At 65.7% G+C, this 25,075-nt stretch carries 24 protein-coding genes; 8 read left to right on the top strand and 16 right to left on the bottom strand.

Annotated features, from left to right (window positions below):
* The first annotated feature begins 349 nt into the window (after window positions 1–349).
* A complete protein-coding gene (locus EXV95_RS17465) occupies window positions 350–2,005 on the top strand; it encodes a class I adenylate-forming enzyme family protein (protein ID WP_176887844.1) in 1,656 nt (551 codons plus the stop codon).
* Window positions 2,002–3,378 carry an MFS transporter gene (locus EXV95_RS17460; RefSeq protein ID WP_176887843.1) on the top strand — a complete coding sequence of 459 codons (1,377 nt, stop codon included), beginning with the start codon at window positions 2,002–2,004 and terminating at the stop codon, window positions 3,376–3,378. Before EXV95_RS17465 ends, EXV95_RS17460 begins: the two co-directional genes overlap by 4 nt.
* Window positions 3,379–3,432: 54 nt before the next feature.
* On the opposite strand, the gene EXV95_RS17455 is transcribed toward EXV95_RS17460, so the two are convergent.
* Window positions 3,433–3,852 (bottom strand): BLUF domain-containing protein, encoded by a 420-nt coding sequence (locus tag EXV95_RS17455; RefSeq protein ID WP_176887842.1) that lies wholly within the window; start codon window positions 3,850–3,852, stop codon window positions 3,433–3,435.
* A 223-nt stretch (window positions 3,853–4,075) separates the two neighbouring features.
* Here EXV95_RS17455 and EXV95_RS17450 point away from each other — a divergent pair, with 223 nt between their 5' ends.
* Window positions 4,076–5,164 (top strand): sensor domain-containing diguanylate cyclase, encoded by a 1,089-nt coding sequence (locus EXV95_RS17450; protein ID WP_176887841.1) that lies wholly within the window; start codon window positions 4,076–4,078, stop codon window positions 5,162–5,164.
* 15 nt (window positions 5,165–5,179) lie between these two features.
* On the opposite strand, the gene EXV95_RS17445 is transcribed toward EXV95_RS17450, so the two are convergent.
* Both EXV95_RS17445 and EXV95_RS17440 read right to left on the bottom strand, forming a co-directional pair.
* Window positions 5,180–6,004 (bottom strand): EAL domain-containing protein, encoded by an 825-nt coding sequence (locus tag EXV95_RS17445; protein ID WP_176887840.1) that lies wholly within the window; start codon window positions 6,002–6,004, stop codon window positions 5,180–5,182.
* A 118-nt stretch (window positions 6,005–6,122) separates the two neighbouring features.
* Entirely contained in the window at window positions 6,123–7,265 is a 1,143-nt protein-coding gene (locus tag EXV95_RS17440; RefSeq protein WP_176887839.1) for a hypothetical protein, read from the bottom strand.
* 187 nt (window positions 7,266–7,452) lie between these two features.
* Between EXV95_RS17440 and EXV95_RS17435 the strand changes: the two genes are divergently transcribed.
* Together EXV95_RS17435 and EXV95_RS17430 are read left to right on the top strand one after the other, a co-directional pair.
* The gene (locus EXV95_RS17435) at window positions 7,453–8,100 is read left to right on the top strand and encodes a hypothetical protein (protein ID WP_176887838.1); all 648 of its coding nucleotides are present in this window, start codon (window positions 7,453–7,455) and stop codon (window positions 8,098–8,100) included.
* Between the two features lie 56 nt (window positions 8,101–8,156).
* Window positions 8,157–8,798, top strand: coding sequence for a hypothetical protein (locus EXV95_RS17430; RefSeq protein WP_176887837.1), 642 nt, complete (start codon window positions 8,157–8,159; stop codon window positions 8,796–8,798).
* 28 nt (window positions 8,799–8,826) lie between these two features.
* Here the strand turns inward: EXV95_RS17430 and EXV95_RS17425 are convergent, their stop codons facing one another.
* Both EXV95_RS17425 and EXV95_RS17420 read right to left on the bottom strand, forming a co-directional pair.
* Window positions 8,827–10,227: an SH3 domain-containing protein gene (locus EXV95_RS17425; protein WP_255484782.1), complete on the bottom strand. Its 1,401-nt coding sequence runs from the start codon at window positions 10,225–10,227 to the stop codon at window positions 8,827–8,829.
* 105 nt (window positions 10,228–10,332) lie between these two features.
* Entirely contained in the window at window positions 10,333–11,973 is a 1,641-nt protein-coding gene (locus EXV95_RS17420) for an argininosuccinate lyase (RefSeq protein WP_176887836.1), read from the bottom strand.
* Between the two features lie 176 nt (window positions 11,974–12,149).
* Between EXV95_RS17420 and EXV95_RS17415 the strand changes: the two genes are divergently transcribed.
* Together EXV95_RS17415 and EXV95_RS17410 are read left to right on the top strand one after the other, a co-directional pair.
* Window positions 12,150–13,151 (top strand): LysR family transcriptional regulator, encoded by a 1,002-nt coding sequence (locus EXV95_RS17415; RefSeq protein ID WP_176887835.1) that lies wholly within the window; start codon window positions 12,150–12,152, stop codon window positions 13,149–13,151.
* Between the two features lie 151 nt (window positions 13,152–13,302).
* Complete coding sequence (locus EXV95_RS17410; protein WP_176887834.1) at window positions 13,303–13,614, top strand: hypothetical protein; 312 nt, start codon at window positions 13,303–13,305, stop codon at window positions 13,612–13,614.
* A gap of 65 nt (window positions 13,615–13,679) precedes the next feature.
* On the opposite strand, the gene yegQ is transcribed toward EXV95_RS17410, so the two are convergent.
* The 11 genes from yegQ to cydP form a co-directional block, all read right to left on the bottom strand.
* Complete coding sequence (gene yegQ / locus EXV95_RS17405; protein ID WP_176887833.1) at window positions 13,680–15,125, bottom strand: tRNA 5-hydroxyuridine modification protein YegQ; 1,446 nt, start codon at window positions 15,123–15,125, stop codon at window positions 13,680–13,682.
* A 34-nt stretch (window positions 15,126–15,159) separates the two neighbouring features.
* Window positions 15,160–16,095: a tRNA 2-thiocytidine(32) synthetase TtcA gene (ttcA, locus tag EXV95_RS17400; protein ID WP_176887832.1), complete on the bottom strand. Its 936-nt coding sequence runs from the start codon at window positions 16,093–16,095 to the stop codon at window positions 15,160–15,162.
* 284 nt (window positions 16,096–16,379) lie between these two features.
* Window positions 16,380–17,444, bottom strand: coding sequence for a homocysteine S-methyltransferase family protein (locus tag EXV95_RS17395; RefSeq protein WP_176887831.1), 1,065 nt, complete (start codon window positions 17,442–17,444; stop codon window positions 16,380–16,382).
* A 231-nt stretch (window positions 17,445–17,675) separates the two neighbouring features.
* A complete protein-coding gene (locus EXV95_RS17390; protein ID WP_176887830.1) occupies window positions 17,676–18,812 on the bottom strand; it encodes an NAD(P)/FAD-dependent oxidoreductase in 1,137 nt (378 codons plus the stop codon).
* A 31-nt stretch (window positions 18,813–18,843) separates the two neighbouring features.
* A complete protein-coding gene (locus EXV95_RS17385; protein WP_176887829.1) occupies window positions 18,844–19,560 on the bottom strand; it encodes a class I SAM-dependent methyltransferase in 717 nt (238 codons plus the stop codon).
* Window positions 19,517–20,140 carry a hypothetical protein gene (locus EXV95_RS17380; protein ID WP_176887828.1) on the bottom strand — a complete coding sequence of 208 codons (624 nt, stop codon included), beginning with the start codon at window positions 20,138–20,140 and terminating at the stop codon, window positions 19,517–19,519. The genes EXV95_RS17385 and EXV95_RS17380 overlap by 44 nt, the downstream gene beginning before the upstream one ends.
* A gap of 25 nt (window positions 20,141–20,165) precedes the next feature.
* Complete coding sequence (locus EXV95_RS17375) at window positions 20,166–20,483, bottom strand: cyd operon YbgE family protein (protein ID WP_255484777.1); 318 nt, start codon at window positions 20,481–20,483, stop codon at window positions 20,166–20,168.
* Window position 20,484: 1 nt separating this feature from the next.
* The gene (cydX, locus tag EXV95_RS17370) at window positions 20,485–20,607 is read right to left on the bottom strand and encodes a cytochrome bd-I oxidase subunit CydX (protein WP_176887827.1); all 123 of its coding nucleotides are present in this window, start codon (window positions 20,605–20,607) and stop codon (window positions 20,485–20,487) included.
* Between the two features lie 54 nt (window positions 20,608–20,661).
* Window positions 20,662–21,798: a cytochrome d ubiquinol oxidase subunit II gene (gene cydB, locus EXV95_RS17365; protein WP_176887826.1), complete on the bottom strand. Its 1,137-nt coding sequence runs from the start codon at window positions 21,796–21,798 to the stop codon at window positions 20,662–20,664.
* 20 nt (window positions 21,799–21,818) lie between these two features.
* Window positions 21,819–23,384, bottom strand: a complete 1,566-nt coding sequence (locus tag EXV95_RS17360) for a cytochrome ubiquinol oxidase subunit I (protein WP_176887825.1) — start codon at window positions 23,382–23,384, stop codon at window positions 21,819–21,821.
* Window positions 23,381–23,560: a cytochrome oxidase putative small subunit CydP gene (cydP, locus tag EXV95_RS17355; RefSeq protein ID WP_176887824.1), complete on the bottom strand. Its 180-nt coding sequence runs from the start codon at window positions 23,558–23,560 to the stop codon at window positions 23,381–23,383. The genes EXV95_RS17360 and cydP overlap by 4 nt, the downstream gene beginning before the upstream one ends.
* 137 nt (window positions 23,561–23,697) lie before the next feature.
* Here cydP and EXV95_RS17350 point away from each other — a divergent pair, with 137 nt between their 5' ends.
* A complete protein-coding gene (locus EXV95_RS17350; protein WP_176887823.1) occupies window positions 23,698–25,041 on the top strand; it encodes a sigma-54-dependent Fis family transcriptional regulator in 1,344 nt (447 codons plus the stop codon).
* Window positions 25,042–25,075 lie beyond the last annotated feature (34 nt).

The raw sequence follows: 25,075 nt of genomic DNA, 5'->3' as shown, positions 1-25,075 counted from the left end.
GCTTCCCCCGAGGGGGACGCACCCGGTGGCCTGGCGGAGCCAGTTCCACGGGTGCACTGGTGTGGGGGCTGCGCGCCCCGCAAAGGCCACGCCCATCCAGGCGGCAAGTCACTTTCAAAACCGCCAGCGCCGCGATCCGGTCCTGGCGGTTTTTTACTTTTCTCCGTGTTGGCACACATGCGCTGTGGCGCCGCAGCGACGGTGCCGGGATGCCGTGTGCCGCTGGCTGGTTCAAACCGACCGCACAGCCGCGCCAGCAACAACAAGATACGTGTACATACAAATTGTGGCGGCTTGCAACCTGCGCACATGAAAGACTGGCTGGCCATGCCTTCTCTCGGAGACTTCCGTGGCCTTTCCATCCCTGCGCAGCCTGGTGGTGCGCTTTCTGCTCAGCCGCCTGCGCACGGCGCGGTCGGTGGCGCGCCTGGCGTACCGCCGCCATGCCCACAAACCCGCGCTCATCGACCGGCGTGGCACCCTCAGCTACGCACAGTTGCAAGTGCGCGTGCAGCGGCTGCAGGCCTGGATGCAGGCGCAAGGCGTGAAGAAGGGCGACGTCGTGTTCACCCTGCTGCCCGAGACCGGCGAACAGTACGAAGCCCGGCTCGCCACGTTCGAGAACGGCACCATCTTCGCGAGCTTTCACAAACACCTGTCGGCCGATGCGGCGCTGGCCACCATGGTCCGCGTCCGGCCCGCGGTGCTTATCCACGACCCGCTGCTGAGCGCGCCCATCCTGCAGGCCGTGCGCGAGCAGTTGCCCGGGATACACCTGCTGGCGCTGGGCGAAGACTACGAGCAGGCACTGGCGCAGCATGCGCCTGCCCCCGGCACGGCCGCGCTGCACGAAGACGATATCTTTGCGCTGCACATGACCTCGGGCACCACGGGGCTGCCCAAGTCCATCGGCTACAGCAACCGCAAGTACCTCGACAGCGTGCGACTGATCTCCAAGTCCATCGATTTCCGCCCCCCCGCCAGCCGCCAGGATGTGAACATGCTGGGCCTGCCCCTCACCGGCCCTGGCTCGGGCCTGGTGTTGCCCACCCTGCTGGCGGGCGCCACGCTCGTGATGCCCGAAGACTTCAGCGCCGCCACACTGGCCGCGTTGATCCAGAAGCACCGCGTCTCGCGCGCCTTTCTGTCGCCCTCGGCCATCATCGACCTGCTCGACGAGCCCACGCTGGGCCAGTACGACCTCTCGTCCCTCACGCATGTGCCCTATGGCTCCGAGATGATGCCGGCGCCCAAGATTGCCGAGGCCATCCGCCGTTTCGGGCCGATATTCCAGCAAGGTTATGGCTGCCTGGAGGCGCTGCCGCCCATCACCTGGCTGCTGCCTCACCAGCATGTGGACGCGCAGGGCCAGCCACTGGGCAATGACATCCTCTCCACCGTGGGCCGGGTGATGCCCGGGGTGCAGGTGGTCATCCGCGACGAACAGTTTGCGCCCCTGCCGCTGGGCCAGATGGGCCTCATCACCGTGTTGACGCCGGTGCGTTTTGACGGCTACTGGCTCGACCCCGAAAAAACCCAGGAGACACTGCGCGACGGCTGGGTGGTGATGGGCGATGTGGGCTATTTCGACGCGGCTGGCTACCTGCATGTGCTGGGCCGCAGCGCCGACCGCGTGTTGCGCCACGGGCAGTGGCTCAACCCCCGCGAGGTGGAAGAGGTGGCGCACACCCACCCCGCCGTCAAGGAGGCCTGCCTGGTGCAGCACGGTGCCCGTGCTGTGCTGGTGCTGAGCCTGCGCCAGAGCTGGCGCACCGGGCATGACTGGCAAGCGCTGGAGCACGACATTGCCCAGTATCTGGCGCACAAGCTGCCCGCCGACCACCAGCCGGACGATGTACGCATCGTCGAAGAGATCCCGCGCAGCTTCCTCAACAAGATGCTGCGCCGCGAGGTGCGCCTGATGCTGGAGGCCGCCCCGCCCCGCATGGCCCATGCCCCCACCACCGCGAGCCCGACGGCGTCTCTTTCGGCCGCGCATCCATGACGGGCCCCGCCACCCGGCTCTCGCTGGGCACCAAGCTGGGCTATGCCACCGGCAATGTCGGCCTGCAGATGCAGATTGCCGCCATGAACTTCATGCTCATGATCTTCTACACCGACGTGGCCCTGGTGGCCCCTGCCGTGGCCGGCGCGGCGCTGCTGGTGGGCAAGGTGTGGGACACCATCAACGACCCGCTGTTTGGCTGGATGACCGACCGCACCCGCTCGCGCCATGGCCGCCACCGGGTCTATCTGATCTATGGTGCGGCTCCGCTCGCCATCGCAGCAGCAGCGGTGTGGATGGTGCCCCCGGGCCTCAGCCCGTGGGCCGCGTTCCTGTGGATCGCCCTGACCTACACCGTGTTCGACACGCTCATGACCCTGGTGCAGCTGCCCTACCAGGCCATGGCTGCCAACATGACCCGTGACTACGACGAGCGCACCAGCCTCACGGCCTATGCATCGATGGGCGCCCTGCTGGGTTTTTTTGCGGGCAGCGTTTTCATGCCCATGCTGGTGCGCGCAGCCCCGGACGCCCGCACGGGCTATGCGCTGGCGGGCTCGTGCTTCGGGCTGGTCGCGGGCGTAGCCGTCGCCGTGGTGGCCTGGCGCGTGCGCGAACCGGCAGAAAGTGTGGCGGAACAGGCGGTGCGGCCTGTGGATGCCGATACCCCCCCAATGTGGGAGTCGGTGCACGAGACCTTGCGGACCACGCTGCACAACCGCCCCTTCCTGATGCTGATGGGCGCTGCAACGCTGGTGCGCCTGGGCCTCACGCTCGTGCAGGCCTCGCTCGCGTATTTCGTGATCTACCAGCTGCAGGGCGACAAGGGCGACCTGCCGCGCTTCATGGGCACCCTGCTGGGCGTGGTGGGCCTCTCGTTGTTCATGTGGAAGCGCGTGGTCGACCGCTGGGAAAAGAACCTGGCCTACATCCTGGGCCTGGTGTTCTGCTCGGCCGGGCTGGTGGCGCTGTACTGGGTGGGCCCGGGTGACCAGCGCCTGGTCACCGCCATTTTGGTGGTGGTCGGTATCGGCATGGGAGCCCACTGGATCGTGCCTTTTGCCATGGTGCCCGACACCATCGACCACGGCCACATGCAAACGGGCGAACGCAAGACCGGCATGTACTACGGCCTGTACGGCCTGATGGACAAGCTGGCACGCACGCTGGCCACCGTGCTGGTGGCGGGCATGCTGGACGTCACGGGCTATGTGCCCAACGTGGCGCAGTCCGACACGGCGCTGCAGGGCATCACGCTGATGACGGGCATCCTGCCGGCGGTGTGCCTGGTGCTGGCCATTCCGCTGCTGGTGGCCTATCCGATCACCCGGTCACGCCACGCAGACATACTGGAGCGCAGTGGCAGGCACTGAGCCCCGGCAATCGCCCCGCCCTACGCGGCATGTTGCGGGCCGTGGGTCGCCAGGTCATTCCAGCCAGCGTACGTTCTGCAGAATCTCGTCGAAGAAACTGCGCAAGGTGACTGCAGACATGCTGTAGGGATCGAAATCTGCAGTCCCTGAGTATTTCAGGAAGAGCTGGCGATTGGATTCGAGTGACGCAATCAGCCCCATCGACCAGCCGGTGAAGCGCCGGTAAGGAATTTCGCTCATGTCCAGGACCGCCGTGTCGCGGTGGCGGCCGTCTTTCAGCAAGCGGTGGTACAGCGCGTTGACGGCAGCCCGGTCACCTTCGAGCAGCTGCAGAAAGATGCCGTTGTTCAGGCACAGGGCGCCCGTGATACCGGCGCGGGTGTTGTTGCGCTGCGAGGCCCCCAAAATGTCCTTGACGTCTGCAGGCCCCAGCACACGCGAAGAACGGCTCGCGTAGATCATTTGTATCAACATGTGTGTCTCCAAAACGCCGAGTGTGTCAGCGCTGGCCTTGCGCGGTGGCCCGCTCGGAAAAAACCCCTCAAAACCCATCGCCGAATCCACCCGAGGGGATTTCAAACGGACTTTGAATACCCAGGATGGGGCGTGGGTGGAGGGTCTTTGCGCGCAAGAGCACCGCAGCCAGAGGGGATCGTGTAACTTTCGGTAGCTCAACTCGGTACCCGGTACGACACCCATGACGGAATTGCCGCCTCCCCTGCCTGCCGACGACGCCCGGATACAGGCGGCGCTCACCGCCCCTCTGCGGTTGGCTGCGGTGCGCGAAACCGGCTTGCTCGACAGCATCGCCGAAGAGAGTTTTGACCGATTGACCCGGCTGGCCTCCACGATCACTGGCGCTCCCGTCACCTTCATCTCGCTGCTCGACGCGCACCGCGACTTCTACAAAAGCACATTTGGCATGGGCGAGCCGTTGAGCACGCTGCGACAGCTCACCGGGCGGACGTTCTGCCACTACTCCATGGTGTCTGACGGGCCCCTGGTGCTGGAAGATGCCACGCAGTTGCCCGTGTTCCGCGACGTGCCCACCGTGGCATCGCTGGGGGTGCGCGCCTACGCAGGCATCCCCCTGAAAACCGAAGCGGGCGAGGTTCTGGGCAGCTTTTGTGCAGTGGATTTCAAGGCCAAGCAGTGGACGGAAAAGGACATCGAAATCCTGGTCGAACTGGCCCACTCCACAATGCGCGAGATCCGGCTGCGCCGGGCATTGCGCGACGCCGAGGTGCTCAACCAGCAGCTGGTCGAACAAATCCAGAAGGTGGACGCACTGAACCTGGCGCTCAACGAGCTGGCCCGGACCGACCCGCTCACCGGCCTGCGCAACCGCCGCGCATTTGACGACAGCCTGGAGCTGGAACTGGCCGTGGTGGAGCGCACGCAGTCGCCCCTGAGCCTGCTCATGCTGGACGTGGACCATTTCAAGCAGATCAACGACAACTTCGGCCACGAGGCTGGCGACAAGGTGCTGCGGTCCATCGCGCAGGTGCTCAGTGGCTGCGTCAGGATCATCGACATCGTGGCCCGGGTGGGCGGCGAGGAGTTTGCCGTGATCCTGCCCCACACCGACGCACAGGGCGCCCACGAAGTTGCCCAGCGCATGCGTGTTGCGGTGGCCCAGGCGGGCTGGCTGAGCCAGCCCACCACCATCAGCATTGGTGCGGCCAGCTTGCGGGATGCAGAGAGCGCGTGCAGCCTCTTTGCACGGGCGGACGCAGCGCTGTACGCCGCCAAGAAATCCGGGCGAAACCGCGTGGTGACGGCGTGAACCGCCTGAGGGCGTTCAGCGCGATGCGCTGCCGTACGCCGAAGCGTCCACCGTGGCCACCGAACGAAAAGCCGGCTTGGCAAACAGATAGCCCTGCATCAGGTGTATCCCCACATCGAACAGAAAGTCACGCTCGGCCGGTGTCTCGATGCCTTCGGCCACGACCTTGATGTCCATTTCCTCGCACAGCCGCACCAGACTGCGCACGATGGCCTGGCGGGCGCGGTTGGCATCCACGTTGCGGATCAGGTCCATGTCGATCTTGATGATGTCGGGCTGAAAATCCGACAGCAGCTTCATGCCCGCATAGCCTGCGCCGAAGTCGTCAATGGCGGTCTGGAAACCGCAGCGCTTGTACTCGCGCAGGATCTGGGCAAACCAGGGGCCGTCTTCAATGCGCTCGCCCTCGGTCACCTCAAAGATGATCTGAGAGAGCGGAAAGCCGTTCGCCCTGGCAGCCTCCAGGGTCGTGCGGATGCACACCTCGGGTTTGTAGATCGCATTGGGCAGAAAGTTGATCGACACCGGCTGCGCCATCCCCAGTTCTGCTGCGCCCTTGATGGCTTTGACCCGGCAGGCCTGGTCAAAGCGGTAGCGGTTGTGGTCGTTGACCTGCGCCAACACGGTCATCGCGCCCTCGCCACCCGGCCCCCTCACCAGCGCTTCGTGCGCAAAGACCACACGGCGCTCCACGTCCACGATGGGTTGGTACGCGTAGTCAAACTGAAACCCCAGCCCCACGGCCTTGCCGCAATCCTCGCAGTCCTTCGGAGTGCCGCCCAACGGGACGAAATCGACGGGGAAAGAGGCATTGGACGGGGAGAGGGGAAGCACGCGCATGGCCTGGATTCTCCGTTCGATTCACCAAACAAGGGGGTAGGGCTGGATTTGACCTCACACAGGCCATTGCTTGCAAATGGCCTGTGTGCAATGAGCCTGACTGGCGCCCGGATTGCCCTCAAGCGCTGGACGCCGGGCCCACCGGTTCGGGCGGCAGCACGCCGCGCATTGCCAGGCAAAACGGCTGCACACATTCAGCCCGCGCGGCATAGGGGCAGCCCACCGTTTCGCACAGGCCGGATGCGCCATTGCGCGCACGCTCATCCTCACGCGGCACCTGGCCGCTGGCCTGCAGCACGGCCATCTGCGTCCACGGGTCCAGACGGCCCGTGGCCTGCTGGAGCATGTCGCGGCCGTACACCGTGGCGGCCAGTTGCGGCTGCAGGTCCAGCACCAGCAGCGCACTGGTGCGCGGTGCGGCGGCGTCCATGCCCTGCAACACCAAAGCCATCACGCCCGACTGCAGCGGCTGGCCGCCCCCGGCAAACGGCACCTGCAGCGCGCCGCCTGCAGCACTGGCGTTTGCGCTGGCCTGTGCTGCGGCTGCACCGGTCGCTGGCGACGCCTGCGTCGCCAGCCATGGCACCGGTGCACGCAAGGTCAGCGCCAGCCCGCGCGGCCCCTCGGGTGTCAACACCACCCCCTGACGTACCAGCCAGGTCTGCAGCGGCGGCTGGTCGGCATCCAGCGCCCCACTCTCCAGCGCCTGCGCCATGCCGATGGGCCAGGGCTGCGCGGCCACTACGCGCTGCGGCACCCCGGCCTGGGCCGTGACCTGCGCCACAAGCGCGCTCACCAAACGCAGCAGCGGCGCACCCAGCCCCGTGGCAGGCCAGTCAGCGCCTGACAACGATGCCGCCGAAGGGGTGGACACGGAGGGTGCCGACGTTGGCGCCCCCACGGGAAGTGGGGGCGACGCCAGCGGCGTTAACGGCCCACGCGGCGCAGGTCCCGCCTTCACCCCTGAAGCGGCAGCATGGCCCGCTACTTCGCGCCGCGGGTCAAAACCCGCGCCCAACTGCTCGCGCGCCTGGGCTGAAATGCTGGCCTTGTCGGCCGGTGCGGGCAAAGGCCCAGCGGGGGGACTGGGCGAGGTGGGCGTGGGCGGCGGCGCGCTCGGGTCGGCCGTGGGCAGCGGTGCGGGCGCAGGCGTGGGTTTGTCCAGCCCCAGCAGTGCGCTCTGCCGCTGCAGTGCCGCCTCGGCCAGAAACTGGGCCACGGGCGGAAGCGCATTGCGGGAGGGGTCGATGGGGAGGGACATACCGGATGGGCAGGGAGATGCCGGATTCTGGAGCCATTCACCCTGCATGACCAGTCCCAGTGGCTCGATCCGGTGCGCTATGTTTTTGATAGCCAAAAGTGCATTCCCATCAAGCGCAGAGGCCACTTTTGACTCACAATCCAGGGGCCGCCCAGGCATAGCAGCCCCGCCGCTCTTCAAGCCCGCCATGCCCTCACACCGCCAGGTTTCCACGCCCTCTCCGGGCACCGCGCCACCGCCCCTCCCCTGGGTGGTTCCGGCGCTGCTCGGCGCGGTGGTGGGCTTCTTGCTGCTGGGGGCCTGGTCCCTGGCACCGAACTGGGAGCGCGCCTTCCGCTCCGACCAATCGCCCGCCGCGTGGTTGTCGGGTGCACTGCTGCTGGCGCTCAGCGTCACGGCCCTGCGGATGGTGGGTGACCGCGCCCTGCCCCGGCTGCTGGGCGCCTGGCTGGCGCTCGCGTTTTTCGTGCTGGCGCTGGACGAACAGTTCATGCTGCACGAGCTGTGGAAGTTCCGTTGCCATGAGTGGACGGACGCCTGCCGCTGGGGCCCCGTGCGCGAGGCCCCCATGCTGGCCGTGGCGGCGGTGGGCCTGTTCACCATGGCCTGGCTGCACCGCGCCTTGCTGCACACCGGCACCCGCGCCCTGCTGTGGGCGGGCCTGGCCGTGGGCTGGCTGGCGATTGGTGTGGACCAATGGCCCGAAGTGCAAGCGCGCTGGCCCAGTCTGCCCGAGATACCATCGCTGCTGGCCACGCTGGAGGAAGGGCTGGAAGTGGTGGCCGAGGCGCTGGTGTTGGGGGCGTTGCTGCGGCAACCGGGCAGCCAGCGCTGACCGTTGCGCTGACACAATCCCCACTGCATACAGTCAGAGAGCCCAGAAGGCGCCCCATGCATATCACCCACCGCATTTCGACCACCGTCGCCTTGCTGGCCATGGCGGCTGCGGCCGTCGCACAACCGCAGGAATTTGCCACAGCGAAAGCAGCAGTAGCTGCACTGTTCCCGAACCAGACATTCGTCGAATGGACTGCCACCGCGGGCAATTGGAACGGCGATGGCGTGCAGGACCTCGCTTTGATCCTCAACGAAGTTGACGGGCCTGTGGACCGGCCGATGGAAATACGCCTTGTAGTTCTGGCGGGCAAAGCGGGCGGCGCATACACACCGCTTTCTGCCTCTTCCAGTTACTGCATGGCGCAAAAGTTCTACAACCTCGAAGCCAAGGGCACGTCGCTATGGGTGACCGCTGTGGACAAGGCGGAAGGCGATGTATCAGCCACCACCACCTTGCAGTTCCGCTTCAGCCCACGGCGTGGCGACTTTGAACTGATCGGCAAGGAAAACGTCTGGGAGGTTCAAGGCAAGGAATACAGCCGCAGCAGCGTCAACTACGTGGCCGGCAAATTCATCACCTACGAACGGGTCAAGGGCCGCGTCAAGGTCAGCAAAGAAAAGCGCTTTGTAGTCCCTTCGCTGGCCCTGCTCAACGGGTTCAACTGCGACACCTACGACGACGGCGTATCCCCTTGAGCACGGGCAGACCCTCCGCCATTGCCCATCAGGTGCACTCCTGATCCACCCAGTGCCCGGCCCAGAACCACTGGCCGCCGATATTGAGGTACCAGCGCCATTCAAAGATCGGCTCGAAGCTCATGCCGCCGGGCGAAGGGGTGTCGATGCGCAGGATGTCTGCGATGCCATCGCGGTCCAGGTCGATCTCGTGCACCAGCACGGCAGTGTTCTTGCGCTGGGGCTTGTCCCGGATGGGCGGGTCGGCGGGCTGCATCCAGCTCGTGGCGTATCGCCGGGTCTTCACCTTCACCGCATCAGGCGGCAGCTTTCCGGGCAGCACCAGGCGGGTCAGCACCTCGGCACTGTCGGACAGCTTGGCATAGCCGCGTACTGGCTGGGCTTCTTCGCCAGGGTCGTTGAACCCGCGGCCGGGGTAGTGGCCGCCGCAGTAATGGTCTTCGTTGCTGATGTCCCAATAGCGCTGGCGCACGGTGTGGGCCCCCACCAGGCCCTGGTGGGTAATGGCATAGAGGGTCAGCGCAGGGGCAAAGGCCTGGTCGGCAGAGCCCACGTCCCAGAAGCCGGTGATGTATTCGATTTCGGGCCCATTGTGGCGGTTGAACCGGCCCACGGGCGCCCCGGTAGGAATGACGCTGATGCGGGCGCCCGCCACGGCAGCCAGGCCGTCGGCATCGGTCTCATGCAGCAGGGCCACGCTGGTGTGGGACCGAAAGTACGAGGGGGCAATCGTCGGCAAGGTCGGCTTGGCGGCCAAAGGGGTCACGGCGGGAATGTGGTCCACGGCACGGGTGGCCAGCTTCAGGTCGTCCAGCGGGTTGACGGGGCGGTCCCGGTCGATCTCCTGCTCGGGCCGCAGCACCACGCCAGCGCGCATGAGCTTCTTGGCAGCTTCCCACTCAGCTCGGGTGGGGTACTGCACCGGCATTTCATGCGCGTGGCTCTTGACCAGCGCGGGCAGCTGCAGGGCTGGCGGACGCGGCAGAGCGTTGCCGTAGGCGCGCAGGCGGTTGGGTGACGGCGCCACCCAGAAGGCACGGGCCGCGTCCTTGCCCGCCTGGGCCAGGGTGAGGGGCTGGTCCGCCAGCAAATTGCAGGCGATGTGAGCCTGGAGCGGCTCTGCCAGCGGGGTCCCCAGGCGGGCATCGCCCGCATAGAGCACTGCACACCAGCCGTCGCGCTCGGTGAGCTGTTGCAGCACGGTGTTGGCGGGTACTTGGGCGACGATGCGGGCCTGGGATTGAGCCGACTCGCGCAGGTTGACCCACGAGCCTTGCACATAGCGCTGCTTGGCGGGTGCTACAGCCGGGGCCGGGGCCTGGGCCCACGCGCTGGCGCCCGTCAGCGCGGCTACCGCCGCAGCCGCTATGGCGACCGCTAACGCGGCGGGAACTCGGAAGCGTTGCTGGGCTTTCGATGTCGTGCTCATGTGTGTTGACTCCCTTCGCGATGGGCGTCAGTATCGCCCGCCCGGGAGACCCACTCCGGTCGAGCCCTTCGGCCTGTCTGAAGCACACAGCCCGCGAGTCCACACTCAAGGCAACGACTTCACACCCTCAAAAGCCGCATTCAACGCAGCCTCTGCCGCCAGCAGCCGCTGCCGCGCTTCGCCCGACCACGCGCGGTCTTTGGCAAGGGTGTCCTTGGCAGCGGTCGCCATGCGCGTGACCTCCTGCGGCTGCGGCCCGCCTGTGCCGGTGCGTGTGGTCACCATGTCTGCGGGCGACAAAGCGCGGCGGAATGCGGCTTCACCCAGCGGCAGGCGCTGGTCCTTGAGGTCGTATTTCTTGCCCGCTTCGCGGTAGATGCGCACGGCTTCGGCGTACGGGAAATCCTTGGGGCGTATGTTGCGCTCCTTGGCAAACAGCACCACATCCGACGCAAAGTGGTGCCCCACCCGGAACGGCACGCCATGGCTGCGTTGCAGCGCTTCGGCCAGCTCCATCGAGGTGGTCCACTCGGATTCAAGTTCGTCCAGCGCACGTGCCGGGTCGATGCGCAATGAGTCCAGCACATCGGCAAACTGCTGCAGCATCTCCACGCCCTGCACAAAGGTCTTGGCGCTGGCCGGGCTCCAGGTGTTCTTGTAGTCGATCATGCCGGGCGTGACGTTATGCGCCCGCCACAGCGACGCCTGGGCCGAGGCCACCACGTCGCTGGCCTTGGCCCGCGTGTTCTGGATGATGCCGGGGTTGGCCTTTTGCGGCATGGCGCTGCTGGTGTAGGTCTTGCCGCTGGCCAGCAACAGCCAAGGCCGCGTCTGGTGGTACTGGGTGTGCACATCCTGCATGAAGGCCCCCACGCGGATGGCGGTGGAGCTGGCGATGGACGTGGCCTCGATGGGGATGTCGTAGGTGCTGATCTGCCCCGCATCCAGCGAGTTGACGATGAGCCCGTCGAACCCCAGCAATTGCGCCAGGCGCTCGCGGTTGATGCCCCAGCTGGAGTTGGCCAGCACCGCCGTGCCCATGGGGCTGAGGTTGATGCGGGCATAGGCCTCGCGAATGCGCGCCGAGTCGCGCGCGAACGAGTCGGCCCAGGCCATCAGGTAGTGCCCGTAGCTGATGGGCATGGCCTGCACGCCGTTGGTGTAAGCGGGCACATAGGTGGCGGTGTGTGCCTGCGCCGTGGTGATGAGCCGTGCGCGCACCTGGTCCAGCGCATCGGCAAAGTCCAGCATTTCCAGGCGCAGCTGCGCGGCATTCAAGGTGGAGTGGATGTCCTGGCGGCTGCGCCCGGTGTGGATCAGCGTTGCCTCCGGGCCCACGGCATCCGTGATGATCTTCTCGACCTGCAGCACATCGGTGGGCCGCTTGCCACCGGGCGTAGTTGCCTGGATGATCGACAGCTCCACACCGCGTGCGATGCGACCGGCCTGGGCCTTAGGGATGATCCCTTGCTCCACATTCACCACCGTCGATGCCATGTTGATGCGGCCAAACCAGTAGAACGTGTCCTGCGATTTGGAAAAGGCGCTGGTGGCGTCCCCTTTGACCACCCCCTGAATCTTGGCCACCTGCGCCTGGCACTCGGCCGTGGTCTTGCACGCGGTGTCGAGGGTATCGGCGGCGTTGGCCTGGCCCATGGCGAAGATGGCCGCCATCACCGGGGCGATGAGGAAGCGGGACGGGCGCGAAGTGATCTCGCCCAAGCTGGGGCGCTGCAATGACGGCATGGGTTTTTGTCTCCTGAGTTCCTGCGCACTGGCTTGCGCCCAGTGCGGGAATAAGATTCGTTAGTTGAATGACCTCAGGGCGGGCTTGCGTCCACCCAAAGGCCTGTGATCGTTGCACAGCAGTCACTGCAGGGCCAATGCTTCTTTTTCAACATGATTCAAATTTTGAATACGCCATGCCAGACCTGACGCCCTCCGTCCTGTTCAATCGCATTCTGGGAAGCGTGCGCCTCAAGCACCTGCAGTTGGCGATTGCGATTGCCGACCTGCAAAGCCTGCACCGCGCGGCCTCTGCCATTGGCTTGAGCCAGCCTGCAGCGACCCATGCATTGGCGGAACTGGAAAGCTCCCTGGGCGGCCCGATTTTTGAGAGGCACTCCAAGGGCATGCGCCTGACCCGCCTGGGGGAAGCGGTTCTGCCATTGCTGCGCGCCTCGTTGGTACCCCTGCAAGCGGCGGCTGGCAATGCGGCGCTGATGCAGCAAGGGGCCGCGTCCGCGTTGATCCGCATCGGCAGCATTGCGGCGGGCATCAACGGATTGCTGACGGCCGCCATCCCGGCCTACTGCGCCCTGCACCCCAGCGCCGCCATCGATGTGCACGAAGTCACCATCGACAACCTGCTGGAGAGCATCCAGGAAGGCACCCTGGACCTGGCAATCTGCCGCGAACCGACCCCGCTGCCGCAAGGGTTCGAGTTTCATGCCGCGCTGCCGGATGAATTCGTCATTGCCTGCCGTCCAGGCCACCCGCTGGCTCAACAGACAACCGTCACGGCCGCCGAGCTGCTGTCACAACGCTGGCTGAGCCCGCCACTCACAGGGCTGGGCCCACAACAGGTGGATAGCCTGTTCGACGATTTGGGCGGGGTTCCGGAACTGTGTCGCGTGTCGAGCCGCTCGGCAGAAATCATCTACGCGATGCTGTCCGACAGCGACATGCTGGTCTGCGTGCCAACAAGCTTTGTGTTGCCCTTGGTGCGGCGCAAAAATCTGGCCGTCTTGTCGTGGAAACCCCAGGACGTGGGCCCTCTGGGTGTGTTGGTGAAAGCGGCGGTGTGGGCGGATAGCTCACATCCCTGTCGTGCTTTCATCGAGCATGTGCTCGGTGTGCGCGGTGTGCTTGACGTGTTGGCCATCGGCAAAGAGCCCGAGCCTGGCGCGATGTGCCCCGGCTGAACACGGGCAGGCTATTGCACGCCAGGGCAATTACTTCCATTTTGGTAGCAACAAATCCAATACAGTAAAGCACTAGCAGGCAATTTACCAAAAACCCGCCCCCCCCTCGAAGCCCGACCCCACCACCGCGCCACCTTGTGGCGCCCTCACCATGCCAGCGCCTACCCCGTTGAACCTACCCGCCAAAATTTCGATCGCCGCGCTCGCGGTGCTGGGTCTGCTGGGCGGATCGCTGATCGTGGCCCACGCAGGCTTTGCGACATCACCACGGCGCGGCGGGCCGTCCACCTTCGTACCGGCGCCCGAGGCCTACATCCTGTCTGCGGTGATGTATGCGATGTCATTCCTTGCGCTCTGGGTCTTGCTGCGAGACCGCCAAGCATCCAAGGCCACCACCCTGGCGGCAATGGGCGCCTACGGCGTCATGGCCTGGGCCACGGTGCATGTGATAGCCGCCTGGTAGGCCGTCCAATCTGCTCACACAACGGCAGCAGCCAACGGACAGCAAACAGGCAGCGCCCTGGCAGGCTATGCAGCCAGGGCAGGCTCGGCAGCCGCTGGTGCAAGCGGTTGCGCTTCGATCACGCGCGCCAGCAAGGCCCCGCTGTAGCGCGCAGGCAGCGCAATCCACACACGCACGGGGCTGCCCTGGGCCACGTTCACGGGCTGGCCTTCCACGTTGCGCATTTCCTGCAGCCGCACGGTGATGTTGCCGCTGGGGTGCACCACTTCAATGAGGTCGCCCACGGCAAAGTGGTTCTTCGTCTCAACCTGCACCCAGTCACCTTGCAAGCCCACATCGGCCTGACCCTCGGCACCCAACACCTCACCCACATACTGGCTGCGCTGCGTTGCCGAGTGGCCGTTGATGTAGTTCTGGTAGTCGTTGCTGGGGCGGCGCTCCAGCAGGCCGCCGGTGTAGCCGCGGTTGGACAGGCCTTCCAGCTCGATCAGCAGCTCGGGGTTGAAGGGGCGGCCCGCCACGGCGTCGTCAATGGCGCGGCGGTAGACCTGGGCGGTGCGGGCCACGTAGTACAGGCTCTTGGTGCGGCCTTCGATCTTGAGCGAGTCCACGCCGATCTGCGCCAGGCGCGCCACGTGCTCCACCGCGCGCAGGTCCTTGCTGTTCATGATGTACGTGCCGTGCTCGTCTTCCATGATGGGCATCATCTGCCCAGGGCGGCCGGCCTCTTCGATCAGGTACACCTTGTCGGCCTTGGGATGGCGCTCGCCGTTGCCGGTGGTGGAGGCAAACGATTGTTCCGCCTTCTGCTGCGCGGCCTCGAAGTTGAAGTCGCCTTCCATCTTCTGCGCAATGGCTTCGCCCGTGGTGGGGTCGATGTCGGCGTCGTGGGTGGCGTAGTTCCAGCGGCAGGCGTTGGTGCAGGTGCCCTGGTTGGGGTCGCGGTGGTTGAAGTAGCCGCTGAGCAGGCAGCGGCCCGAGTACGCAATGCACAGCGCGCCGTGCACGAACACTTCCAGCTCCATGTCGGGGCATTCCTGGCGGATTTTCTCGATCTCGTCCAGGCTCAGTTCGCGCGAGAGGATGACGCGCTCCACGCCCATCTTTTGCCAGAACTTCACGGCCGCCCAGTTGGTGGTATTGGCCTGCACCGAGAGGTGCACCACCTGCTCGGGCCACTTCTCCTTGACCATCATGATGAGGCCCGCGTCGGCCATGATGAGGGCATCCGGCTTGCAGTCGATGACGGGTTCGATGTCGCGCAGGTAGGTGCGGATCTTGTCGTTGTGCGCGATCAGGTTGCTGGTCACAAAGAACTTCTTGCCGCGCGCATGGGCCTCGTCAATGCCCTGCTTGATCTGTTCCAGGCGAAACTCATTGTTGCGCGCACGCAAGCTATAGCGCGGCTGCCCGGCGTACACGGCGTCGGCACCAAAGTCGTAGGCGGCGCGCATTTTGTCGAGTGAGCCGGCGGGCAGCAGGAGTTCGGGGGCTTTGATGGGGGTGGTCATGGGGTGGCCCAATCTAAAAATCGTCGGTGTCAGGTCAGCGCGGCATCAGGGGCAGGCCCGCGAGCATGCCCACGGCCTGCGCAGGCAGTTCTTCGGCGTCAAAGGCCTTGTCACCATCGGCGTCGGCCACGCCGTTGGGTACCAACCCCTTGAAGTCGAACTGGCGCGGGTCCATGAAGTGCGAGGGCACCAGGTTGCGCAGCGCCACCGCCATGTTCTCGATGCGGCCGGGGTACAGCTGCTGCCAGTCGCGCAGCATCTGGCCGATCTGCTTGCGCTGCAGGTTCTCCTGGCTGCCGCACAGCGTGCAGGGGATGATGGGGAATTGCTGGATCTGCGCCCAGCGAGCCAGGTCGTCCTCGGCCACGTAGGCCAGCGGGCGGATGATGAGGTGGTCGCCGCGGTCGCTCTGCACCTTGGGCGGCATGCCCTTGAGCTTGCCGCCGAAGAACATGTTGAGGAAGAACGTCTGCAGCATGTCGTCGCGGTGGTGGCCGAGCGCAATTTTGGTGCAGCCCAGCTCGTCCGCCACGCGGTACAAAATGCCCCGGCGCAGGCGGCTGCACAGGCTGCACATGGTCTTGCCCTCAGGGATGTGCTGCTTGACGACGCTGTAGGTGTCCTGCGTTTCGATGTGGAAGGGCACGCCCACCTGGGTCAGGTATTCAGGCAGCACATGGGCCGGAAAGCCGGGCTGCTTCTGGTCGAGGTTGACGGCGATCAGCTCGAACTTGTGGCCGTTGCGCTGCTGCAGCATACGCAGCACGTCGAGCAGGCCGTAGCTGTCCTTGCCGCCCGACACGCACACCATCACCTTGTCACCGTCTTCGATGAGGCCGAAGTCAGTGATGGCCTGCGCGACCTGGCGCACCAGGCGCTTTTCGAGCTTGAGCGCGGCGTGGGCGGCGGCTTTTTGAGCAGCATCGTCGGCAGGTGCCGTGTCGGCGGGCAAGATAGCGTTGTCGATCATGGTGGGCTGCCTGGAACGGCACTGCGTTGCCGCACTTCAGAGCGGCAACAATTGCTATTAATTAGATAGCACCTGGCGCTTGACCATCAAGCGCCAGGTGCCAATTTTCCTACAAACCGTTCATTCAGCGCGAATCTCTCACCCTTGGGTGGGCGTTGCAAAACCCGCAGCGCGCGAAACCGGCGCGGCCCAGACCAAAGGCCGCCGCGCAAGGGCCGCCCCGCCGCGCTGGCGGCGTCCCCCTTGGGGGAAGGCGCCGCAGGCGACTCAGGGGGGCAGCTACTCTAGGCTTCTGCTGGGTAAAACATCTTGCGCGTGGGTACGTTCTCCACCGCCTTGGCGATGGCCCCAATGTGGTCCGGCGTAGTGCCGCAGCAGCCGCCCAAAATGTTGACCAGCCCGTCGGCCGCGAACTCGTGCACCAGGCGGCTGGTGATCTCGGGCGTTTCGTCAAAACCGGTGTCGCTCATGGGGTTGGGCAGGCCGGCGTTGGGGTAGCAGCTGATGAAGGTGTCCTCGGCCACGCGGTTCAGCTCCTGGATGTAAGGGCGCATCAGCGTGGCGCCCAGGGCGCAGTTCAGGCCGATGGCCAGCGGGCGCGAGTGGCGCACGCTGTGCCAGAAGGCCGTGACCGTCTGGCCCGAGAGGATGCGGCCCGAGGCATCGGTGACGGTGCCGCTGATGATGAGCGGCAAGCGCTCGCCGCTGTTTTCAAAGAACTCGTCGATGGCAAACAGCGCTGCCTTGGCATTGAGCGTGTCGAAGATGGTCTCGACCAGCAGCACGTCGGAGCCGCCCTCGACCAGCGCTTCCACCTGCTCGTAGTAAGCGGCGCGCAGCTGCTCGAAGTCCACATTGCGCGCGCCGGGGTCGTTCACGTCGGGGCTGATGCTGGCCGTCTTGGGCGTGGGGCCGAGGGCACCGGCCACAAAGCGGGGCTTGTCGGGCGTGCTGTACTTGTCACAGGCGGCGCGGGCCAGCTGGGCGGACTTGAGATTCATCTCACGCGCCAGATCGGCCATCTTGTAGTCCTCTTGCGCGATGGTCGTCGCGCCAAAGGTGTTGGTCTCGATCAGGTCGGCGCCTGCGGCCAGATACCGCTCGTGGATGTCGCGGATCACATCGGGGCGGGTGATGCTGAGCAGCTCGTTATTGCCCTTCACATCGCGCGGGAAGTCCTTGAACCGGTCGCCCGCCCCATCGGGGCCCGTGTAGCCCTCGCCCCGGTACTGCGCCTCGCCCAGCTTGAAGCGCTGGATCATGGTGCCCATGGCGCCGTCGAGGATGACGATGCGTTGGGCGAGGATGTCGGGCAGTTGCGCGGCGCGGGTGTAATGAAGGGCTTGCATAGCCCGCTATTGTAGAAAGCCGGGCCGCGCCGCCGCCCGGACGCGGCGGTGACCCGCGTGGACCCGTGGCTAGTGTGGTGTTGCACGCTTGACGGCACATTTAAAACCGATGGATTTTTGGTCAGGGCAAGGCGCAAACCACAGCGATACCTGTAGGTATCGCGCGGATTTGCAACGCAGCCGTGGCCGAAAAGACGCGGTTTTAAGTGCCGGATAGCGCGCAACACCACACTAGCGCAGCTGCCGCAGGTAGTTCCACTCGAACGCCCTCTTGGCCCAGTGCAGGGCTCTCAAAGGCGGCAGCATGAAGTGGCGGGTAGGCGTGCGGTACACCAGGGTGCCGCTGTCCAGCGCGTCCACGATGCAGGCCAGCTCGGCCTCGAACGTGGCGTTGCACACGTCGCCGCGCAGGTCTGCCAGCAGGTTGGGCGCTGCGGCCTTGGCTTGCAACTCGGCCATGTGGGCTTGTTTGGGCATCCATTCCGGGCCGGGAAAGCTGCCGGAGTCTCCCACCACATAGACACGGGGCAGGCCCGGCACACGGCAGTGCGCATCGGCCTGCACCAGCCCGCCCGGTGAGCGCGGCAGCGGGGCGTTGTCAAACCACAGGTTGCCCGTGAGGCCGGGCATGAACAGGGTGAGGTCGCTGGCGATCTCGCCGCCCTGGGTCACAACCTTGTTGCTTTCAAACCGGACCAGCGGGTGCCCCAGGTGGGTGTGGATGCCGCGCCGGGCCATTTCTGCCAGCAGGTGCTGCACCACGCCGGGGCCCAGGCGGGCGCCGGGCTCGGCAGCGGGGCTGAAGAAGGTGAGCTGAAATTTGTCCCTGCGCCCTTCGCGGCGCAGCTGGGCATCCAGCACGAACAAAAACTCGAAGATCGGGCCGCCGCGCATGGACTGGGGCTCCTGCGGGTTGCCCGCAAAGCCCAGCGCAATAGAGCCGCCAGCCATGGCACGCACGCGGTCGCGGATCTGTTCGGCCGCAGCAATGCCTTCGCAGGGAGTGATCGCGTGCTCGATGCCTGGCAGCTTGCGGAGGAAGCGGCCGCCTGTGGCAATGACCAGGGCGTTGTTACGCACCTCGCCCGCGCTGGTCAGCACGGTGCGCCCGCCGTCCGACAGGCCCGTGACCTCCGCCTTGACGTAGCGGACCCCCATGCGCTCAAAGAATGGCGCCAGGGGCACCACTAGGTCCTGCGCACGGCGCAGCCCGGAGGGGATCCAGATGATGCTGGGCAGGTAGTGAAACTCCGGCCGTGCCGCGATCACCGTGATGGCGACGTTGGGGTCGTGCTTGCGCAGCGCGCGCACGGTGGCCAAGGCGCCAAAACCCGTGCCAAGCACGCAGATGTGGGGGGAGGATTGCATGGGGGGCTTTCTGGATAGTTTTCTCTGCGGTTCACGCACGCAGGCGCAGCCAGCGCACGTGCAGGGGGCGGGTGAAGTGCGCCCCGCCCGCGCCCAGGTGGGGTGCAAATGCCTGGGCCACGCGGGCGATCTTGGCGGCGTCCAGCGCGTGGTCCGCAAAGGACGGTCGCATCATGCGGCGTTCAAACTCGTCAAAGTTCTGGAAATGCGCGGGCATGTCAAAGCGCCGCTCCTCGATCTGCTCAAAGGGTGCGTCCGGGCCGGTCGTGGCCCGGTCCACCGCCTGCTGCGCGGCCAGGCGCACGGCCTGCTCGTTATTGAAGAGGCGGACGATCTCGTTCAGGCTGCCGTCAAACACGGGCTCGGACACATACAGAAATCCCCCCGGACGCAGCACGCGGGCCACCTCGCGCAGCGCCGCGTCCATGCGCTCCACCGGCACATGGTGCAGGGACTTGAGCATGAGGGCAAGATCAAAGCGGTGGTCTGGCGCATGGATCTTCTCGGCACTTTCGAGGCGAAATTCCATGCGGGGGTGCGGCTCGGCCAGATTGGCCGCATGCTGGCGTGTGTCCACTTCCAGCCCCAGGTAGTTCAGCGCGGGCCAGCGCTCCACCATGGCGCGCGCCATGCGCGCCGCGCCGCAGCCCAGTTCGATCACGCGGCCGGTGGGCGCCGGCCAGAGTGCGGCCAATACGTCCAGTTCATTCGCTATCAGTGGGTGCAGAGGGTGGCTGGAGGTTGTCATGCAATGGGCCTTGTGCAATGGCTTGAAGGGCTTCGTCCCGGCTTTTGCTGCTGAGCCAGGGGTGGTGTTTGCGTTGGGTGAACACGTTGCTCACCGTCCAGCCCGAGCAGGAGTGCCCGGGGAACAGCAGCGTTTCGGCGGGCTGCCGGAACACACGGGCCATGATGCTCTCCCACAGCTGCGCTGGGTTGTCCACCCCCGCCGCCTCGGGGCACAGCCAGGGGCTGAGCACGCCGCCGCAAAAGAGGCGGTCGCGCCAGAGGTAGCTGCGCCCTTGCCAGGTGTGGCCGGGGGTGCCCAGGCAGCGCAGATGCTGCGCGCCAAATGCGAGCGTCTCGCCGTCGTTCAGCCGCGTAGCTGCGGGCCAAGAGGCATGACCGGGCGGCTGCACGGGCGCCGGTTGCCCATCAACAGGATGGTCGTCCGTGTGGACCACGGCCACGGGTTGGAGGTGGTGCTCGGACAGCATGGCGTGGATCACCCCCGCGTCTGCAGGCCGCGGGTCGATGAGGACAGCCTCCCGGGCCTCCAGGTCGGCCAGCAGGTAGGTGATGAGGCCGGTCTCATCGTCGTGGAGCATGCGGAAATACATGACCCAGGCCCGCTCAGCGCATCCACTTGGCGGCTGCCGCCAGCGCCAGGCCCAGCGCGCAGGTCCAGCCCGAAAAAAGCCCGCGCCACAGCCACCAGCGGGGAATGAACCCCACGCCGCGCACAAACCCGGCCGACATGGCCAGAAACAGGAAGCTGGCCAACAGGTGGTCGGCCGCGCCGCTGGGATGGGCCAGCAAGCGCGGGTCCAGGGTGGCGATGACCATGATCATCACTGCGGCCGTCAGGCTCGGCCAATGGGTGGACGCCCCCGCCATGGCGCCGGTGTTGGCGTCAGCGCTTTCGGCAGGTGTTGGGATGGGTTTTTGCATCTCAAGCCTCGTCGCGGGCGCGGTGCGATTGGTGGCGCGCGGCTTCCGTCTCGCCCCACATGGCGTTGAGGATGGCCAGCAGGACGGCAAACCCCACACCCAGAATCCATGCGAAATACCACATCGATGTACTCCTTGAAAAATTGCTGAGAAGGCGCTCAGGGGCGCTTAGAGGCGTTCAATAGGCCGCGTGATCGTTCTCGCGGATGTACGCCTCGGTCACCTTGCCGCGCATCACGCGGTAGGCCCAGCTGGTGTAGACCACGATCAGGGGCATGAAGATCAGCGTGGCCCAGAACATGATGCCCAGCGTGAGGTGGCTGGAGACGCTGTCCCACACCGTGAGGCTGGAGGCCAGGTGGGTGCTGGACGGCATGACAAACGGGAACATGCTGGCCCCGGCCGTTCCAATCACCCCCACCACCGCCAGCGAAGAGGCAATGAACGCGCTGAGCGTGCGGCGGGCCACCAGCAACGCTGCTGCGCCGAGGGCACCGGCAACGCCGAGCCCAGGCAGCAGCCACAGCAGCGGTGCGGTGGTGTAGTTGGCCATCCAGGCGCCCGCCTCGCGCACCACCGTCTTGCTCAAGGGGTCAGGCAGCGCGGCGGCCTGCACGGCCGAGCTGATGCGGTAGCCATCGATGCCCTGCAGCCAAATACCAGCACCCACAAAGGTGGCGACCAGCACCAGTGCAGCGCCGATGCCCGCCACCACAGCCCGCCGCTGGATCTGCGCCTCGGTGCGGTGGGCCAGGTAGGTGGCGCCTTGCAGGGTGATCATGGCGCTGCTCACCACGCCTGCCAGCAGTGCAAACGGATTGAGCAGCGCCCAGAACGATCCGCTGTAGGTGGGCATGAGGTAGTCATCGAACCGGAAGGGCACGCCCTGCAGCAGGTTGCCAAACGCCACGCCAAAGATGACCGGGGGCACGGCGCCGCCAATGAACAGGCCCCAGTCCCAGGTGGAGCGCCACAGCGGGTGGTGGATCTTGCTGCGGTAGTCAAAGCCCACGGGCCGAAAGAACAGCGCCCACAGCACGGCGAGCATGGCCCAGTAAAAGCCGCTGAAGGCCGTGGCATACACCAGCGGCCAGGCGGCAAAGATGGCGCCGCCGCCGGTGATGAACCAGACCTGGTTGCCGTCCCAGTGGGGGCCGACGGTGTTGATGACCACGCGGCGTTCCACGTCGCTGCGGCCCACGAAGGGCAGCAGGGTGCCAACGCCCATGTCGTGCCCGTCCATGATGGCAAAACCGACGAGCAGCACGCCCACCAGCAGCCACCAGATCAGTTTGAGTGTGGGGTAGTCCAGCATTTTTTACTCCTTGGCAACGTTCAGTGGACAGCTGCGTGGGCAGGCTCATTCAGGTAGCGCCCGGTGCCCAGGCTGCCCGGCCCCATGCGGGCAAACTTCACCATCAGGAACATCTCTACGACGAGCAGCACGGTGTAGAACCCCACGAAGCCCGCCAGCGACCCGTACAGGCTCTCCACGCTGAGGCTGGAGACGCTCAGATGCGTGGGCAGCACGCCGTAAATCGTCCACGGCTGGCGGCCGTACTCGGCCACGAACCACCCCAGCTCGCAGGCGATCCACGGCGCGGGCAGCATGAACAGTGCCCAGCGCAACAGCCAGCGCTTTTGCATGCAGGCGCCGCGCAGCGTGGACCAGAAGCTCAGCGCAAACAGCGCCAGCATGAGGAACCCGAGCCCCACCATCACGCGGAACGACCAGAACATGGGCGTGACGCGGGGCACCGTGCTGTCCACGGCCTTCTGGATCATCTCGGGTGTGGCCTGGCTCACATCATTGGTGTACTTGCGCAGCAGCAGGCCAAAGCCGAGGTCTGCCTTGAGCTGGTCAAAGCGTTCGCGTGCGGCCACATCGTCGCGGTTTGCACGAAGCGCCTCCAGGGCCTTGACGGCATCGATGCCGCGCACGATGCGTTCACGGTTCTTGGCCTTGATCTCGTGGATGCCGGGGATCTGCTTGTCGATGGACCGCGTGCCGATCAGCCCCATCACGTAGGGGACTTCGATCTCCCAGTCGTTCTTCTGCTGCGCCTCGTTGATGCCTGCCACCAGCTTCAGTCCGGCCGGTGCGGGCTCGGTCTCCCACATCGCCTCCAGGGCAGCCATCTTGGTCTGCTGCGCCTCGCCCACGGTGTAGCCCGATTCATCGCCCAGCACGATCACGCTGAGCACCGAAGCCAGCCCAAAGGCCGACGCCACGCGAAAGCTGCGCTTGGCAAATTCGATGTCCCGGCCCTTGAGCAGGTACCAGGCCGACACGCTGAGCACAAACATGGCGCCGGTGACGTACCCGGCCGACACGGTGTGCACGAACTTGGCCTGGGCATCGGGGTTGAACACCACGGCCCAGAAGTCCACCATCTCCATGCGCATGGTGTGGTAGCTGAACTCGGCGCCCACGGGGTTCTGCATCCAGCCGTTGGCGATCAGGATCCACAGCGCCGAGAGGTTGGTGCCAATGGCCATCAGCAAGGTGACCATCAGGTGCTGGGTGCGGCTCAGGCGGTCCCACCCAAAGAAGAAGAGCCCGATGAAGGTGGACTCCAGAAAAAACGCCATCAACCCTTCGATGGCCAGCGGCGCACCAAAGATGTCGCCCACGTAGTGCGAGTAGTACGCCCAGTTGGTGCCGAACTGAAACTCCAGCGTGATGCCGGTGGTCACGCCCAGCGCGAAGTTGATGCCAAAGAGCTTGCCCCAGAAACGGGTCATGTCCTTCCACACCGCCTGCCCCGTCATCACGTACACGCTCTCCATGATGACCAGCAGCCACACCATGCCCAGCGTCAGCGGCACAAAGAGAAAGTGGTACATCGCGGTGGCCGCGAACTGCAATCGCGACAAATCCACCAGTTGTTCGGAAATCACTTGGAAGCTCCTTCGGTAGAAACCGCCGCTGTTCCCACCTGGCGCGCTGCGGCGTCGGCGTCCACCGCCACCCGGGCGTCGCGGACGAAGGCAAACCACAGCAGCGTCAACACCGCCAGCTTGATCAGCACGGCGTGGACGAGGTAGCGCAGGAGGCGGCGGTCGTTCAAGTTCACACCCTGGTCATTCCAAGTTCCGTGCCAGAGTCCTGCCTGATATGAATCAATGACTTAGCCCGGTTTGAAAACACAGTTACGCCAACATGGCAGACAATGACTGCCATGTTGGCAGCATCTCTGCCAAGGAGTGCAGCATGTCCACCCCACCGCCCGAGCTGGTGTCTTATCTCGAAAGCGTGCCCACGCCGCACATCCTCATCGACCCGCGCTACCGCATCCTGGCTGCGAATGCGGCCTACCGGCGGCAGTTCGGGACAGGCGCTTCGGTCATCGGGCGCACCTGCCATGAGGTGTCGCACCACTTCGAGCGCCCCTGCGACCAGTCGGGCGAAAGCTGCCCCATGGCCATGGCCAGAGAATCCGGGCAGCGCGAACGGGTGCTGCACCTGCACCACACCGCCCATGGCGAGGCCTACGTCAACATCGAGCTCGTTCCGTTGATGAACGCATTGGGCGAGCAGGCGTTTTTCGTGGAGAAGATGGAGGAGCTGCATGGGGCCGAAGGCATGCAGAGCCAGCACGGACTGGTCGGGCGCTCGCCCGCCTTCCGCAAGATGCTGGAGCTGGTCAGCCGCGTGGGGCCCTCCAAAGCCGCCGTGCTGCTGGTGGGCGAGTCGGGCACCGGCAAGGAACTGGTCGCACGCGCCATCCACGAAGCGAGCCCCAGGGCGCGCAGCCCGCTGGTGGTGGTGGAATGCTCCTCGCTGACCGAAACCCTGTTCGAGAGCGAACTCTTCGGGCATGAACGGGGCGCCTTCACGGGTGCCACTGCCAGCAAGGCCGGGCTGGTGGAGTCCGCCAGCGGCGGAACCCTGTTTCTGGACGAGGTGGGGGACATCCCCCTGCCCATGCAGGTCAAGCTGCTGCGCCTGCTGGAGACCGGCACCTACCGCCGGGTGGGCAGCACCGCCCTCAGGCAAGCGGACATCCGCATCGTGTCGGCCACCCACCGTGATCTGGCCGCCCGCGTGGCCTCGGGCCTCTTCCGGGAAGATCTGCTGCACCGGCTGGGCGTGTTCCCCATCCGGCTGCCGCCGCTGCGCGAGCGCATGGAAGACCTGCCGCTGCTGGTGCAATCCCTGCTCAGCCGCGTGGCGCCCGACCACGCCCTCAGCATTTCCGACGAAGGAATGGCCCAGCTGATGCGTTACCCCTTCTCGGGCAACATCCGCGAACTGCGCAACGTGCTGGAGCGGCTGACCCTGCTGTGCGAGGGCGACGTGGCCACGGCGGCCCACGTGGACATGGCGCTGGGGGCATCGCTGGTGCTGCAAGGGCGCGATACGGGCGCGGCGCAGCCCACTGCGGGAGCCCTTCTCAGCAACCCAACACTGAGGGAATCGGACAACGCGGCCTTTCTGGCGGCCGTGTCACAACACCGAGGCACCAAGGCGGAGCTGGCTACCAAACTGGGGATCAGCGAGCGGTCGCTGTATCGGCGGCTGAAGGCGATGCGGCTGGATGGTGGGGCAAGATAGCGCCACCGCCGGATAACCTGGAGCGGAGTTCTCC

The organism is Acidovorax sp. JMULE5, assembly GCF_013376875.1.
Taxonomy (GTDB): domain Bacteria; phylum Pseudomonadota; class Gammaproteobacteria; order Burkholderiales; family Burkholderiaceae_C; genus Acidovorax; species Acidovorax facilis.
This window is presented reverse-complemented; position numbering and strand designations above follow the sequence as displayed.

Excerpts from the sequence above, each read along its gene's own strand:
- EXV95_RS17460 (WP_176887843.1), top strand. The coding sequence starts at position 2,002 with ATGACGGGCCCCGCCACCCGGCTCTCGCTGGGCACCAAGCTGGGCTAT.
- EXV95_RS17455 (WP_176887842.1), bottom strand. The coding sequence starts at position 3,852 with ATGTTGATACAAATGATCTACGCGAGCCGTTCTTCGCGTGTGCTGGGG.
- EXV95_RS17450 (WP_176887841.1), top strand. The coding sequence starts at position 4,076 with ATGACGGAATTGCCGCCTCCCCTGCCTGCCGACGACGCCCGGATACAG.
- EXV95_RS17445 (WP_176887840.1), bottom strand. The coding sequence starts at position 6,004 with ATGCGCGTGCTTCCCCTCTCCCCGTCCAATGCCTCTTTCCCCGTCGAT.
- EXV95_RS17440 (WP_176887839.1), bottom strand. The coding sequence starts at position 7,265 with ATGTCCCTCCCCATCGACCCCTCCCGCAATGCGCTTCCGCCCGTGGCC.
- EXV95_RS17435 (WP_176887838.1), top strand. The coding sequence starts at position 7,453 with ATGCCCTCACACCGCCAGGTTTCCACGCCCTCTCCGGGCACCGCGCCA.
- EXV95_RS17430 (WP_176887837.1), top strand. The coding sequence starts at position 8,157 with ATGCATATCACCCACCGCATTTCGACCACCGTCGCCTTGCTGGCCATG.
- EXV95_RS17425 (WP_255484782.1), bottom strand. The coding sequence starts at position 10,227 with ATGAGCACGACATCGAAAGCCCAGCAACGCTTCCGAGTTCCCGCCGCG.
- EXV95_RS17420 (WP_176887836.1), bottom strand. The coding sequence starts at position 11,973 with ATGCCGTCATTGCAGCGCCCCAGCTTGGGCGAGATCACTTCGCGCCCG.
- EXV95_RS17415 (WP_176887835.1), top strand. The coding sequence starts at position 12,150 with ATGCCAGACCTGACGCCCTCCGTCCTGTTCAATCGCATTCTGGGAAGC.
- EXV95_RS17410 (WP_176887834.1), top strand. The coding sequence starts at position 13,303 with ATGCCAGCGCCTACCCCGTTGAACCTACCCGCCAAAATTTCGATCGCC.
- yegQ (WP_176887833.1), bottom strand. The coding sequence starts at position 15,125 with ATGACCACCCCCATCAAAGCCCCCGAACTCCTGCTGCCCGCCGGCTCA.
- ttcA (WP_176887832.1), bottom strand. The coding sequence starts at position 16,095 with ATGATCGACAACGCTATCTTGCCCGCCGACACGGCACCTGCCGACGAT.
- EXV95_RS17395 (WP_176887831.1), bottom strand. The coding sequence starts at position 17,444 with ATGCAAGCCCTTCATTACACCCGCGCCGCGCAACTGCCCGACATCCTC.
- EXV95_RS17390 (WP_176887830.1), bottom strand. The coding sequence starts at position 18,812 with ATGCAATCCTCCCCCCACATCTGCGTGCTTGGCACGGGTTTTGGCGCC.
- EXV95_RS17385 (WP_176887829.1), bottom strand. The coding sequence starts at position 19,560 with ATGACAACCTCCAGCCACCCTCTGCACCCACTGATAGCGAATGAACTG.
- EXV95_RS17380 (WP_176887828.1), bottom strand. The coding sequence starts at position 20,140 with ATGCTCCACGACGATGAGACCGGCCTCATCACCTACCTGCTGGCCGAC.
- EXV95_RS17375 (WP_255484777.1), bottom strand. The coding sequence starts at position 20,483 with ATGCAAAAACCCATCCCAACACCTGCCGAAAGCGCTGACGCCAACACC.
- cydX (WP_176887827.1), bottom strand. The coding sequence starts at position 20,607 with ATGTGGTATTTCGCATGGATTCTGGGTGTGGGGTTTGCCGTCCTGCTG.
- cydB (WP_176887826.1), bottom strand. The coding sequence starts at position 21,798 with ATGCTGGACTACCCCACACTCAAACTGATCTGGTGGCTGCTGGTGGGC.
- EXV95_RS17350 (WP_176887823.1), top strand. The coding sequence starts at position 23,698 with ATGTCCACCCCACCGCCCGAGCTGGTGTCTTATCTCGAAAGCGTGCCC.